The organism is Microbacterium sp. 13-71-7, from assembly GCF_002257455.1.
Taxonomy (GTDB): Bacteria; Actinomycetota; Actinomycetes; order Actinomycetales; family Microbacteriaceae; genus Microbacterium.
This window is the reverse complement of record NZ_NCKN01000114.1, coordinates 1-12,899: the sequence shown is the minus strand read 5'-3', so window position 1 is coordinate 12,899 and position 12,899 is coordinate 1. Positions and strand designations below refer to the sequence as shown.

Sequence of the window (12,899 nt, the reverse complement as noted above, 5' to 3'; positions counted from 1 at the left end):
CAACCAAGTCCTTGATGTAGTCGCGGATGTCCAGCTCAGCGCCAATCTGGCCCCCAACACCGTAGTCCCGAAGTCCCCAGTATGGGGGGGATGGTCTAGGATCGCGGAATGGCGATCCTCGTGGACGACGCGATCTGGCCCGCGCACGGCCGCCTCTGGGCGCACCTCGTCAGCGACGCCAGCGTCGCCGAGCTGCACGCCTTCGCCGCGCGGCACGACATCCCCCGCCGTGCGTTCGACCTGGACCACTACGACGTCCCCGCGGACGCGCTGGACCGGCTCGTCGCGGGCGGCGCGGAGCGTGTGGGCGGCAAGGAGCTCACGCGCCGGCTGATCGCATCCGGCCTGCGCGTCCCCGCTCGCGACCGCACCGGTGGGCACGACCACGGCACGAGGGTCGCACGATGACGTCGAGCAGGCTCGAGGCGTTCAGCGACGGCGTCCTCGCGATCATCATCACGGTGATGGTGCTCGGGCTCGCCGTGCCGAAGGGGTCGACCTGGACCGATCTCGTCCACACCTCGGGGCTGGGGCTGCTCACGTACCTGCTCAGCTTCGTCTACGTCGGGATCTACTGGAGCAACCACCACCACCTGTTCCAGCTGCGCCCCGCCGTGAACGGCACCGTGCTGTGGGCCAACCTGCACCTGCTGCTCTGGCTGTCGCTCTACCCGTTCACGACCGCGTGGCTGACCGAGACCCGCGTCGCCCAGGTCCCGACGATCGTCTACGGGCTGAACCTGCTCGGCGCGGCACTCGCCTACACGATCCTGCAGCGCACCATCGCGCACCGGCCGGGCGGCGACAGGTTCCGCGAGGCGTTCGGGCGCGACGTGAAGGGCATCGCGTCCCTCGTGCTGTACCTCTCGGGTCTCGCGCTGTCGTTCGTGGTGCCGTGGCTGGGGCTCGTGCCGTTCGTGATCGTGGCGGTGCTCTGGCTCGCGCCGGACCGGCGCGTCGAGCGCTACCTGCGCGCGCACCGCAGCGAGGTCACGGCGTGGAACGACGAGGAGGACCCGGCGCCGTAGCGCCGAGCCCTCCTGACATGTCCTGCGGGCGGGTCAGCCCTGCTCCGCCTGCGGCGCGGCCTCGGTCGTGTGCACGACCGCCGTGCCGGCGGAGAGGGCGGCGGTGCTCACCCTGCGGCGGTTGCGGCCCTGCCCCGGCGCCTTCGGCTCGGGAAGCGCGTCCAGCACGGAGTCGAGCAGCTGCTCGGCCTCGGTCTTGGGCGCCTTGCCGCGGTCGGAGCCGCGCTTCTTGCGCGGCTTCTTGGCGCGCTCCTGGCCTGCCCGCTCGGCCGGAGCCTCCGCGGCGGTCTCGAGCGGGACCTCGACGGATCCCGTCGGCGTCTCCCCCGCCGCGCGGCTGGAGGCGGCGATCTGGGCGAGGGCGGACTTCGCACCCTCCGGAATGACGTGCGTGCCGCCGTTCGCGGGCGCCGCGGCGGCCGCCGGAGCCGGCGCACCGGCGTTCGCGGAGCCGTTCCCGCCGCGCTGACGGCGGTTGGAGCTCTGCTGCGGCGCAGCCGCACGGTGCTTCACGACCGGGTCGTGGTGCACGATCACACCACGGCCCGCGCACACCTCGCAGGGTTCGCTGAAGGTCTCCAGCAGGCCGAGGCCGAGCTTCTTGCGGGTCATCTGCACGAGGCCGAGCGAGGTGACCTCGGCGACCTGGTGCTTGGTGCGGTCGCGGCTCAGGCACTCGACGAGACGGCGCAGCACGAGGTCTCGGTTCGACTCGAGCACCATGTCGATGAAGTCGACGACGATGATGCCGCCGATGTCGCGCAGGCGCAGCTGGCGGACGATCTCCTCCGCGGCCTCGAGGTTGTTCTTGGTGACCGTCTCCTCGAGGTTTCCGCCCGAGCCGACGAACTTGCCGGTGTTGACGTCGACCACGGTCATGGCCTCGGTGCGGTCGATCACGAGGGATCCGCCCGACGGCAGCCAGACCTTGCGGTCTAGCGCCTTCTCGATCTGCTCGGTCACGCGGAACACGTCGAACGGATCGCGGACGTCCTCGTACGCCTCGACCCGGTCCAGCAGGTCGGGGGCGACGCCCTCGAGGTAGGAGCGGATGGTGTGGCCGGCGTCGGCGCCCTGGATCCGCATCCGGGTGAAGTCCTCGTTGAAGACGTCGCGCACGATCTTGACGAGCAGGTCGGGCTCGGCGTGCAGCAGCGCGGGCGCCTGCTGGCTCTCCACCTGCTTCTGGATGTAGCTCCACTGCGCGGTGAGGCGCTGCACGTCGTTGGTCAGCTGCTCCTCGGTCGCGCCCTCGGCCGCCGTGCGCACGATCACGCCGCTGGATTCGGGGAGCACCTCCTTGAGGATGCGCTTGAGGCGCGCGCGCTCGGTGTCGGGCAGCTTGCGCGAGATGCCGTTCATGGATCCGTTCGGCACGTACACGAGGTAGCGGCCGGGGAGCGAGATCTGGCTGGTGAGGCGGGCGCCCTTGTGGCCCACCGGGTCCTTGGTGACCTGCACGAGAACCCGGTCGCCCGCCTTGAGGGCGAGCTCGATGCGACGCGGCTGGTTGCCCGTCTCGACGCCGTCCCAGTCCACCTCGCCCGAGTAGAGCACGGCGTTGCGGCCGCGGCCGATGTCGACGAACGCGGCCTCCATGCTGGGCAGGACGTTCTGCACGCGGCCCAGATACACGTTGCCGATGAGCGAGGCGTCCTGGTTGCGGGCGACGTAGTGCTCGACGAGCACGTTGTCCTCGAGCACGGCGATCTGGGTGCGGCCGTTCTTGGAGCGCACGATCATCTCGCGATCGACCGCCTCGCGGCGGGCGAGGAACTCGGCCTCGGTCACCACGGGGCGACGGCGGCCGGCGTCACGGCCGTCGCGGCGGCGCTGCTTCTTGGCCTCGAGCCTGGTGGATCCCTTGATCGCCTTGGGCTCGGTGATGTACTCGACGACGCGCTGGCGCTGACGCGGCTGCTCGCCGTCCCCGCCGCGCCCGCGGGTGCGGCGGCTGTCCTCGCCGTCGTGTCCGCTGTCGCGCGTGCGGGCCGGGAGCGGCACGAACGCGGGGGCGTGGAAGTGCAGCTGCGTCGAGACGCGCGAGACGAAGATCTCCGGCAGCAGGCCGAGGCTCACGGCGGTCGCGGCCTGGGGCTCCGCCTCGGGGGCGGGCTCGGGCGCCGGCGCAGCCTCGGGCTCGGCGGCGACGGGGGCCTCGGGCTCGGCAGCCTCGGGGGCGACCTCGGCCTCGGCGGCGACCTCGGGCTCTGCGGGCTCGGCGGCAACCTCGGGCTCCACGGCAACGGGGGCCTCGGGGTCGGCGGCGGACTCCGAGGCGGCGGGCTCGGCAGCAGTCTCCTCAGCGGGCGTCTCGGCGGCGTCCACGTCCTCGGCGGGAGCGGAGCCCTCGTCCGTCGGCGTGGGCGCCGGCTCTGCGGGCTCGGGAGCTACCGGCGCCTGGAGCGCGTCGAGATCGAGGGTAGGGGCGTTGTCATTGTTCTCGTCGGCCATCTCTGGCGTACTCCCTGCACGACGGCCCGGCCGTCGTGAATTCTCTCGTGCGGCGCACTCGGCGCCGCGAACTCAATCGGTCTGCGATCGGCATGTGCTCTGATCGCTGGGGGCCGGGGCCCCCGAAGTCTGTATCCGCCGGCCGCCGTCATGGCGGTTCGACCCCTCCATTATCGCACCATCGCGGCGAGATGCCCGACTCGACGCGAACCGATGCGTGCGCATGCACCTCGCACAGAAGGACGACTGCCATAATCGCGGCATGTCTGCACAGCGCAACCTCGCGGGAAGCAAGCCCGTCGGCTACGCCATCTGGCTCATCGTGGCGAGCGTCGTCGGGTGGTGGGCCGCCTTCCAGCTGACCCTCGACAAGTTCGCCACCGCGTCGAATCCCAAGGCCGCCCTGGGATGCGACATCAGCGCCTTCGTGCAGTGCGGCGCGAACCTCGATTCGTGGCAGGGCTCCGTGTTCGGCTTCCCGAACCCCCTCATCGGGCTGACCGGGTGGATGGCGCCGCTCGTGGTCGGGGTCGCGATCCTCGCGGGCGCCCGCTTCCCGCGCTGGTTCTGGGGGCTCTTCGGCCTCGGCATCACCGGCGCGTTCGTGTTCATCTGCTGGCTGATCGGGCAGAGCTTCTTCTCGCTGCACACCCTGTGCCCGTGGTGCGGCCTGACCTACATCGTGGTGATCCCGACGTTCCTGGCGACCGTGCTCCAGCTCTTCGCCAACGGGACCTTCCCGATCAGCCGCAGCGCGCAGGAGCGCGCGAAGCGGCTCGGCGTCTGGATCCCCCTCGCGTCGATCCTCGCGTTCGTCATCGTCATCCTGCTGGCGCAGTCCGCCGGCGTGGACCTGATCGGCGAGGTCGTCCGCCTGTTCCGCTGAACCCCGTCGACGAAGAACGCCCCCATCGCGGCCGAGGCCGGATGGGGGCGTTCTCCGTATTGGTGAGCTCAGCCGAACCAGATGCCGAGCTCGCGCGCGGCGGACTCGGCCGAGTCGGAGCCGTGCACCAGGTTCTGCTGCACCTTCAGGCCCCAGTCGCGGCCGAAGTCGCCGCGGATCGTGCCGGGCGCGGCCGTGGTCGGGTCCGTGGTGCCGGCCAGCGAGCGGAAGCCCTCGATGACGCGGTTGCCGGCCAGTCGGATCGCCACGGACGGGCCGGACAGCATGAACTCGAGGAGCGGCTCGTAGAACGGCTTGCCCTCGTGCTCGGCGTAGTGCGCGGCGAGGAGGTCGCGGTCGGGGTCGACGAGGCGGATGTCGACGAGGGCGTATCCCTTGGCCTCGATGCGGGCCAGGATCGCGCCGGTCAGGCCGCGCGCGACGCCGTCGGGCTTGACGAGGACGAGGGTCTCTTCGGTGGGCATGTCAGTCACTCTCTGTCGTTTCCAGGGGTGTCGGTGGAGGAGTCCGGTGCGGCGGAGTCCGCCGATGGCAGGGAGGAACCCGCCGCGCGAGCGGCACGGTCTGCGCGTCCGCCCACGATCATCGCGTAGGCCCACATGCCGCCGAAGACGATCGCGACCAGCAGGATCGCGGGCACCAGGATGGCGGACAGCAGGACGATGACCTGCAGGATCCATCCCATCACGATTCCGGCCCTGCTGCCCATGAGACCTGCCGCGACCAGCATCGCGACTCCGACGACGGCGCCGCCCACGATGCCCCACCACGGCTCGACGCCGGGGCCGAGCGCCTTCAGGCCGAAGACGGTCAGCCCTGCGAGGCCCACGACGATCGCCTCGAACGCGAGGATGATCGATCCGAGCTTCTGGGCGAGGCCGCGCGGCGGGCGGGCTCGGCGGGGCCTCGCGGCCGCGGATCCGGGAGCGGTCTCGTCGGTCACGCGCGCCATCCGCTCTTCCAGTCCTCCGCGGCGGAGAGCGAGATCGCCTCGCCCGCCAGCACGACGGAGCCGGCGACGATCACCGCGCGGCGGTCGGCCGAGGCGGCCCATTCGCGCGCCGCGTCCGCGGCCTCGGCCAGGGTCGGGTGCACAGTCGCCCTGCCGCCGGCGCGCTCCACCAGATCGGCGAGCGCGTCGGGGTCGCTCGCGCGATCCGAGTCGGGAGCGGTCGCGAACACGTGCTCGACGGACGGCAGCAGCGTCTGGACGATGCCCGACGCGTCCTTGTCCCCGAGCACCCCGAGCACGAGGCCCCACTCGTCGAAGTCGAAGCTGTCCTTCAAGGCGGCGGCGAGGGCGCGCGCACCGTGCGGGTTGTGGGCGGCGTCGACGATCACGGTCGGCGCGATCCCGAGCAGCTGCAGGCGGCCCGGCGAGGTCGCGCCCGTGAGGCCCTCCGCGAGCACGTCGCCCACGATCGCCTGCTGCGCTCCCCCGATGAGCGACTCGACGGCCGCGATCGCGAGAGCGGCGTTGAAGCCCTGGTGCTCGCCGTACATCGGCAGGTACTCCTCCGCGTACTGCCCGGCGAGCCCGCGCACGGTGATCTGCTGACCGCCGACGGCGAGGCGCTGCTCGACGAGGGCGAAGTCCTGTCCCTCGAACGCGATGCTCGCGCCCCGCTCCGCCGCGACACGACGCAGCACGGCCTCGGCCTCGGGCGTCTGCCGCGAGGAGACCACCGCGGCGCCGTCCTTGATGATCCCGGCCTTCACCTCGGCGATCTTCGCGATCGTGTCCCCGAGGCGGTCGGCGTGATCGAGATCGATCGGGGTGAACACCGCGACGTCGCCGTCGGCCGTGTTCGTGGAGTCCCAGGATCCGCCCATGCCGACCTCGAGCACGAGCACGTCGATCGGCGCGTCGGCGCACGCCACGAAGGCGAGCACCGTGAGCAGCTCGAAGAAGGTGAGCGGCGCGTCGCCCGCGGCCTCCAGCTCGGCGTCCACGATGCCCACGAAGGGCTCGATCTCCTCCCAGGCGTCTGCCACGGCGGCGTCGGCGATCGGCTCGCCGTCGATCATGATCCGCTCGGTGAAGCGCTCGAGGTGCGGGCTGGTGAACAGGCCGGTGCGCAGGCCGTGCGCGCGCAGCAGGCTCTCGATCATGCGCGCGGTCGACGTCTTGCCGTTCGTGCCGGTGAGGTGCACGACGCGGTACGTCTTCTGCGGGTCGTCCATGAGCTCGAGCAGGCGCGCGGTGCGCTCCTTGCGGGGCTGCACCCAGCGCTCCCCCGCGCGTTCCATGAGCGCGGAGTAGACCGCGTCCGCGCGCTCTCGATCATCCGTCACGATGCGTCTCCGATCCGGCTCACGGCGACGGCGAAGCCGCCGCGGTTGGCGTAGGTGCCCTTGTCGATGTCCGCCACGAACTCGGCCGCGGCGAACTCGACGCCCGCGTCCACGACCTCCGCCTCGACGGCGAGCGTCTCCTCCGCGACCCCGGCGACCGCGAAGGCCGAGCGCACGGCCGCGGCATCCTCGGCGTCCTCGAAGCGCAGCTGCAGGCTGATCCGGTCGCTCACGTCGAACCCGGCGTTCTTGCGGGTGTCCTGCACGGCGCGGATCACGTCGCGCGCCAGCCCCTCCGCCTCGAGCTCGGGCGTTGTGGCGGTGTCCAGCAGCACGAAGCCGCCGGTGGGGACGACGGCGAGCGCCTCGCCCTCCGGCCGACCGGTGGTCTCCAGCGCGAGCTCGTACTCGTGCGGCTCCAGGGCGATGCCGTCGACCGTCACCACCCCGTCCTCCTCGGTCCAGAAGCCGTCCTTCGCGGCGCGGATGACGCGCTGCACCTCCTTGCCGAGGCGCGGTCCCGCAGCGCGGGCGTTGACGCTGAGGCGATGGCTGATGCCGTACTCGGCCGCGGTGCCCTCCCCCTGCGCCACGAGCTCGACCGCCTTGACGTTGAGCTCGTCGCGGAGGATGTCCTCGAACGGCGCCAGGACGTCCGCATGCGGGGTGACCACCGTGAAGCGGGCCAGCGGCAGCCGCACGCGCAGCTTCTCCTTCTTGCGCAGCGCGTTGCCGACGCTGGACAGCTCGCGCACCGCGTCCATCGCGTCGCGCACGTCGTCCGCATGCGGGAACAGCTCGGCGTCGGGCCAGTCCGTCAGGTGCACGCTGCGCCCGCCCGTGAGTCCCTGCCACACGCGCTCGCCGATGAGCGGCACGAGGGGGGCCGCGACGCGGGTCAGCGTCTCGAGCACGGTGTAGAGCGTGTCGAAGGCCTCGGTCGTCGTCGGGTCGTTCTCGTCGACGCCGACCCAGAACCGGTCGCGGGAACGGCGGATGTACCAGTTCGTGAGGACCTCGGCGAAGTCGCGCAGGCGCGAGGCCGCCGTGGTCGAGTCGAGGCCTTCGAGGTCCTCCTGCACGCCGCGGACGAGGTCGCCCGTGCGCGCCAGGATGTACCGATCCAGCACGTCGGTCGAGTCCGTGCGCCAGCGCGCCTGGTAGCCGGCCCCGTCGGGGCCGCCCGCCGCGTTCGCGTACGTCGCGAAGAAGTACCACGAGTTCCACAGCGGCAGGATGAACTCGCGCACGCCCGCGCGGATCCCCTCCTCGGTGACCGAGAGGTTGCCGCCGCGCAGCACCGAGCTCGACATCAGGAACCAGCGCATCGCATCGGATCCGTCGCGGTCGAACACCTCGGAGACATCGGGGTAGTTGCGCAGCGACTTCGACATCTTGTAGCCGTCGGATCCGAGCACGATGCCGTGGCAGCTCACTCCGGTGAACGCCGGGCGGTCGAAGAGCGCGGTCGACAGGACGTGCATCAGGTAGAACCAGCCGCGGGTCTGCCCGATGTACTCGACGATGAAGTCGGCCGGCGAGTGCGAGTCGAACCACTCCTGGTTCTCGAACGGGTAGTGCACCTGCGCGAACGGCATGGATCCGGAGTCGAACCACACGTCGAAGACGTCCTCGATGCGCCGCATCGTGCTCTTGCCGGTGGGGTCGTCGGGGTTCGGCCGGGTGAGCTCGTCGATGAACGGACGGTGCAGATCCACCTCGCCCTCGGCGTTGCGCGGCAGGCGCCCGAAGTCCCGCTCCATCTCGGCGAGGGACCCGTAGGCGTCCACGCGCGGGTGCTCCGGATCGTCGCTCTTCCAGATCGGGATCGGGGATCCCCAGTACCGGTTGCGGCTGATCGACCAGTCGCGCGCGCCCTCGAGCCACTTGCCGAACTGTCCGTGCTTGACGTTCTCCGGCACCCAGGTGATCTGCTCGTTGTTCGCGAGCATGTCGTCCTTGAAGTCCGTGACGCGCACGAACCAGCTGGACACGGCCTTGTAGATGAGGGGGTTCCGGCAGCGCCAGCAGTGCGGGTAGGAGTGCAGGTAGCTCTGCAGGCGCAGCAGCCGGCCGTTCCCGCGCAGCAGGCGCACGAGCGGGGTGTTGGCGTCCATCCAGAGCTCGCCCGCGACGTCCGTGACGTTCGGCAGGAAGCGGCCGCCCTCGTCGAGCGAGAGGATCGTGGGGATCCCCGCCGCGCCGGCGACGCGCTGGTCGTCCTCACCGTAGGCGGGCGCCTGGTGCACGATGCCCGTGCCGTCGCTCGTCGTCACGTAGTCGTCGACGAGGATCTGCCAGGCGTTCTGCGTGCCCCAGGTCTCGGTGTCGGCGTAGTAGTCGAAGAGACGGTCGTAGGTCACGCCGCCGAGCTCCGCACCGGTCACGGTCGCGGAGACCGCGGCGAGCGCGTCCTCTGCGCTGTCGTAGCCGAGGTCCTTCGCGTAGCCGCCGAGGAGGTCCCTGGCGAGCAGGAAGCGGTCGCCCTGCGCGCCCTCGGACGCGCCGTTCGCGCCCACGGGCAGCACCGCGTAGACGATCTCCGGCCCCACGGCGAGCGCGAGGTTGGTCGGCAGGGTCCACGGGGTCGTCGTCCACGCCAGCGCGCGCACGCCCTCCAGCCCCAGGGCGGCGGCCTTCTCCCCCGAGAGCGGGAAGCTCACCGTGACGGACGGATCCTGGCGCTCCTTGTAGACGTCGTCGTCCATGCGCAGCTCGTGCGCCGAGAGCGGCGTCTCGTCGCGCCAGCAGTACGGGAGCACGCGGTAGCCCTCATAGGCGAGGCCCTTGTCGTGCAGGGTCTTGAAGGCCCAGAGCACGCTCTCCATGTAGCCGAGGTCGAGCGTCTTGTAGCCGCGCTCGAAGTCGACCCAGCGGGCCTGACGGGTGACGTAGTCCTGCCACTCGTGCGTGTAGGCGAGCACGGACTCGCGCGCCTTCGCGTTGAAGACGTCGATGCCCATCTGCTCGATCTCGTCCTTCTCGGTGATCCCGAGCTGCTTCATCGCCTCGAGCTCTGCCGGAAGGCCGTGCGTGTCCCACCCGAAAACCCGGTCGACCCTCTTGCCGAGCATGGTCTGGAAGCGCGGGAACAGGTCCTTCGCATACCCCGTGAGGAGGTGGCCGTAGTGCGGAAGGCCGTTGGCGAACGGAGGGCCGTCGTAGAAGACCCACTCCTCTGCGCCCTCGCGCTGTGCGATCGAAGCGCGGAAGGTGTCGTCGGCCTCCCAGAACGCGAGCACGTCGCGCTCGATCTCGGGGAAGCGCGGGCTCGGGGTGACGGCGTCGGCGGCGGGGCCGAAGGATCCGGCGGAGGACGTGCGCGGGTAGGTCATCGTGTCTCGCAGTGTCGGTGGCGGGCGGATGCTGCTGCGAGGACGATCCCTGTCCTGTCGGACAAAGGACCGCGGTACCACCCCGCGTGCGCCGATCCTGAGATCGTCGCCACTCTCACTGCGGCTGTGACGGGCCTGCCCCGCTCGGTTCTACTTGCCCCGGTCGCTCAGCCGATGGTGCAGGCGCTGAGCGGGTCGAAGCGTTCTTCCGAGAGCTCCCCGGTGATGGCCGGATCGATGCTCGTGCCGTCCAGTCTAACGCCGCCGGATCCGCCTCCGCTCCGATGCGGATCCCGCCCCGGGATCCTCGGCCGCCCGCCGGTCGCGGGAGGGCGGCCCGGGTCGGCCCGGCGGGCGCGTAGGGCATCGGGCGATGAACGGCTGTCGGCGGCGGGCCCTAGGGTCGTGGCATGGCCCGCAGCACCGAACGCCCCCAGCCGCCCCGCGTCTCGCCGCCGGATCTGCCGGACGAGTTCGAGGACGGGGTGGGCCGCCGGCACGGCGATCACGTCGGCCTGCGGATCCCTCTGACCGAGGATCTCGCACACGCGCAGTTCGAGCAGTGCTCGCTGTCGGGCGCCGCAGAGCGCGTCGACCTGGCCGGCGCGACGCTGCTGGACGTGGAGATCGTCGATGCGCGCACGCCCGTGCTGTCGCTCAAGGACGCCACGATCCGCCGGCTGCGCATCGCCGGCGGCCGGATCGGCACGCTGGATCTGTCCGGCGCGCACGTCGCCGAGCTGATCGTCGAGCACGCGCGCATCGACTACCTCTCCCTCGCGGCCGCGAAGATCCAGGACTCGGTCTTCACGGACTGCACGCTCGCGACCGTCGACGTCCCCGCGGCCTCGGTCACCCGGGTGCGATTCGAGCGCAGCAGGGCGGACGAGGTGGACACCAGGGGTCTGCGCGCCGACGCGCTCGACCTGCGCGGGCTCGACGCCCTGGCGTTCCTCGATGTGACCTCTCTGCGCGGCACCACCCTGAGCCCCCGGCAGGTCGAGCTGCTGGCCCCGGTCTTCGCCCGCGCCGCCGGCATCGACGTCCAGGACTGACCACTTCCGAGTCGTCCCCCTCAGCGCACGCCCCGGGCTCCACTCACGGGGACGACGCGGAGGTGGAACCCCGCGCAACGCCCCGGCTGCCCCCTCGGCCTGCCCCCTACTTCCGAGTCGTCCCCCTCAGCGCACGCCCTGGGCTCCGTTCATGGGGACGACGCGGAGGTGGGAGGTCACTGCGAGGGCGGAGGATCCGAGGCGGCCAGCAGTTCGCGCGTGAAGGGGTGCTGCGGCGCGTCGAGGACCTTCGCGGCCGGACCCTGCTCGACGATCGCTCCGTCCTGCATGACGAGCAGGTCGTCCGCGACCGACGCGATCACGCCGAGGTCGTGCGAGACCAGGAGCATGGTCAGTCCGCGATCGCGCTGCAGACGGTCCAGCAGCGCGAGGATCCTCGCGCGCACGGTCGCGTCCAGCGCCGACACCGGCTCGTCGAGCACGAGCACCTCGGGGTCCGCGGCGAGCGCGCGCGCGATCGCGGCTCTCTGACGCTGCCCGCCCGACAGCGCGGCGGGCCGGCGCGCGGCGAGCACCGGATCCAGCCCGACCTCGCCCAGCAGCGCGGCGGCGCGCGTCGTCCGAAGCGCCCGGGGAACGCCGCCCGCCGCGAGCGCCTCCCGGAGCGAGCGTCCGATCGTCCAGCGCGGATCGAACGCGCCGAGGGGGTTCTGGTGCACGAGCTGGATCCGCGGTCGCACGCCCGCATCCCAGGTGATCGTGCCGGTTTCGGCGCGCTCCACGCCGAGAAGGATCCGGGCGAGCGTCGTCTTCCCGGATCCGGACTCCCCCACCACCCCGAGCGTCCGCCCTCCGCGCAGCACGAACGACGCGTCGCGCAGCACCGGGCGGTCGAAGCTCTTCCCGACCCCGCTGACCGTGGCGAGCACGGGCGCGTCGCCGGCCGGCGGGGTGCGCGGCGCCCGTGAGGACGCGAGCACCAGCTCGCGCGTGTAGGCGTCACGTGGCGCGGCGAGCAGCCCTGCCGCCGGCCCGTGCTCCACGACGCGTCCGTCCCGCAGCACCACCACGCGGTCCGCGATCCGGCGCACCGCGGCCATGTCGTGGCTGACGAACACGACGGCCGTGCCGCCGTCGGCGATCCGGCGCAGCAGTGCCAGCACCCTGGCCTGCACCGTCGCGTCGAGCGCCGTCGTCGGCTCGTCCGCGATCAGCACCGCGGGATCCGCGGCGAGCGCGCTCGCGATGAGTGCTCGCTGCCGCAGTCCCCCGCTCAGCTCGTGCGAGCGCTGGCGGGCGCGGCGCTCCGGATCCGGCATGGCGACGTCGACGAGGAGCTCGCGCACCCGGTCCGCGCGCGCCGCGCGGGTCAGGGATCCGTGGATCTCGAGCGGCTCTGCGACCTCGGCGCCGATGCGGCGCAGCGGATCCAGGGACACCAGGGCGTCCTGCGAGACGAGGGCGATGCGTGCTCCGCGCAGCGTGCGCCACTCGCGCTCCGGAAGCCTCCTCGCGTCGACACCGTCCACCTCCAGCGCGTCCGCCGCGACCTCGGCGTGCTCCGGAAGCAGACCGAGCATCGCCCGGACCGTGAGGGACTTCCCGGCCCCGGACTCCCCGACGAGCGCGACGCACTCCCCCGGCGCGACCGCGAAGGAGACGTCGTCGACGAGGATCCGCCCGCCGATGCCGATGCGCAGGCCCTCGACGAGGAGGGCCGGCCGGAGAGCCTGCGGGGCGCCGCCCGAATCCGCGGCGCTCATGCGCGCCTCCCCTCGGCGCGGGCGCGCAGCGTGCGGCCGAGGAAGGTCGCCGCCAGCACGGTCAGGGTGATCGCGAGCCCGGGGAACACGGCGATCCAAAC

10 protein-coding genes are annotated in these 12,899 nt (G+C 71.8%); 4 read left to right on the top strand and 6 right to left on the bottom strand.

What is annotated here, in order from left to right; all coding sequences use genetic code 11:
- Positions 1-108: 108 nt before the first annotated feature.
- Both B7X32_RS12075 and B7X32_RS12070 read left to right on the top strand, forming a co-directional pair.
- On the top strand, positions 109-408 hold the full coding sequence (locus B7X32_RS12075) for a DUF4031 domain-containing protein (RefSeq protein WP_292719836.1): 300 nt from the start codon (positions 109-111) through the stop codon (positions 406-408).
- A complete protein-coding gene (locus B7X32_RS12070) occupies positions 405-1,028 on the top strand; it encodes a TMEM175 family protein (RefSeq protein ID WP_292719834.1) in 624 nt (207 codons plus the stop codon). The genes B7X32_RS12075 and B7X32_RS12070 overlap by 4 nt, the downstream gene beginning before the upstream one ends.
- Positions 1,029-1,061: 33 nt before the next feature.
- Here the strand turns inward: B7X32_RS12070 and B7X32_RS12065 are convergent, their stop codons facing one another.
- Positions 1,062-3,482 (bottom strand): Rne/Rng family ribonuclease, encoded by a 2,421-nt coding sequence (locus B7X32_RS12065; RefSeq protein WP_292719832.1) that lies wholly within the window; start codon positions 3,480-3,482, stop codon positions 1,062-1,064.
- A 262-nt stretch (positions 3,483-3,744) separates the two neighbouring features.
- On the opposite strand from B7X32_RS12065, the gene B7X32_RS12060 reads away from it, so the two are divergent.
- Positions 3,745-4,368: a vitamin K epoxide reductase family protein gene (locus B7X32_RS12060; protein ID WP_292719830.1), complete on the top strand. Its 624-nt coding sequence runs from the start codon at positions 3,745-3,747 to the stop codon at positions 4,366-4,368.
- 68 nt (positions 4,369-4,436) lie between these two features.
- On the opposite strand, the gene ndk is transcribed toward B7X32_RS12060, so the two are convergent.
- From ndk to ileS, 4 genes are read right to left on the bottom strand one after another with little or no spacing between them, the layout of a single operon-like run.
- The gene (ndk, locus tag B7X32_RS12055; RefSeq protein ID WP_292719828.1) at positions 4,437-4,853 is read right to left on the bottom strand and encodes a nucleoside-diphosphate kinase; all 417 of its coding nucleotides are present in this window, start codon (positions 4,851-4,853) and stop codon (positions 4,437-4,439) included.
- Between the two features lie 5 nt (positions 4,854-4,858).
- Positions 4,859-5,341, bottom strand: coding sequence for a DUF4233 domain-containing protein (locus tag B7X32_RS12050; protein ID WP_292719826.1), 483 nt, complete (start codon positions 5,339-5,341; stop codon positions 4,859-4,861).
- Positions 5,329-6,639 carry a folylpolyglutamate synthase/dihydrofolate synthase family protein gene (locus tag B7X32_RS12045; protein WP_292719838.1) on the bottom strand — a complete coding sequence of 437 codons (1,311 nt, stop codon included), beginning with the start codon at positions 6,637-6,639 and terminating at the stop codon, positions 5,329-5,331. The genes B7X32_RS12050 and B7X32_RS12045 overlap by 13 nt, the downstream gene beginning before the upstream one ends.
- Positions 6,640-6,680: 41 nt before the next feature.
- Positions 6,681-10,019, bottom strand: a complete 3,339-nt coding sequence (ileS, locus tag B7X32_RS12040; RefSeq protein WP_292719824.1) for an isoleucine--tRNA ligase — start codon at positions 10,017-10,019, stop codon at positions 6,681-6,683.
- A 410-nt stretch (positions 10,020-10,429) separates the two neighbouring features.
- On the opposite strand from ileS, the gene B7X32_RS12035 reads away from it, so the two are divergent.
- Positions 10,430-11,074 (top strand): pentapeptide repeat-containing protein, encoded by a 645-nt coding sequence (locus B7X32_RS12035; RefSeq protein ID WP_292719822.1) that lies wholly within the window; start codon positions 10,430-10,432, stop codon positions 11,072-11,074.
- Between the two features lie 176 nt (positions 11,075-11,250).
- Here B7X32_RS12035 and B7X32_RS12030 read toward each other — a convergent pair whose 3' ends face one another.
- The gene (locus tag B7X32_RS12030; RefSeq protein WP_292719820.1) at positions 11,251-12,798 is read right to left on the bottom strand and encodes an ABC transporter ATP-binding protein; all 1,548 of its coding nucleotides are present in this window, start codon (positions 12,796-12,798) and stop codon (positions 11,251-11,253) included.
- Positions 12,799-12,899: the final 101 nt, after the last annotated feature.

Bases quoted from the DNA above. Each gene is read 5' to 3' on its own strand.
- B7X32_RS12075 (WP_292719836.1), top strand. From the start codon at position 109: ATGGCGATCCTCGTGGACGACGCGATCTGGCCCGCGCACGGCCGCCTC.
- B7X32_RS12070 (WP_292719834.1), top strand. From the start codon at position 405: ATGACGTCGAGCAGGCTCGAGGCGTTCAGCGACGGCGTCCTCGCGATC.
- B7X32_RS12065 (WP_292719832.1), bottom strand. From the start codon at position 3,482: ATGGCCGACGAGAACAATGACAACGCCCCTACCCTCGATCTCGACGCG.
- B7X32_RS12060 (WP_292719830.1), top strand. From the start codon at position 3,745: ATGTCTGCACAGCGCAACCTCGCGGGAAGCAAGCCCGTCGGCTACGCC.
- ndk (WP_292719828.1), bottom strand. From the start codon at position 4,853: ATGCCCACCGAAGAGACCCTCGTCCTCGTCAAGCCCGACGGCGTCGCG.
- B7X32_RS12050 (WP_292719826.1), bottom strand. From the start codon at position 5,341: ATGGCGCGCGTGACCGACGAGACCGCTCCCGGATCCGCGGCCGCGAGG.
- B7X32_RS12045 (WP_292719838.1), bottom strand. From the start codon at position 6,639: ATGGAACGCGCGGGGGAGCGCTGGGTGCAGCCCCGCAAGGAGCGCACC.
- ileS (WP_292719824.1), bottom strand. From the start codon at position 10,019: ATGACCTACCCGCGCACGTCCTCCGCCGGATCCTTCGGCCCCGCCGCC.
- B7X32_RS12035 (WP_292719822.1), top strand. From the start codon at position 10,430: ATGGCCCGCAGCACCGAACGCCCCCAGCCGCCCCGCGTCTCGCCGCCG.
- B7X32_RS12030 (WP_292719820.1), bottom strand. From the start codon at position 12,798: ATGAGCGCCGCGGATTCGGGCGGCGCCCCGCAGGCTCTCCGGCCGGCC.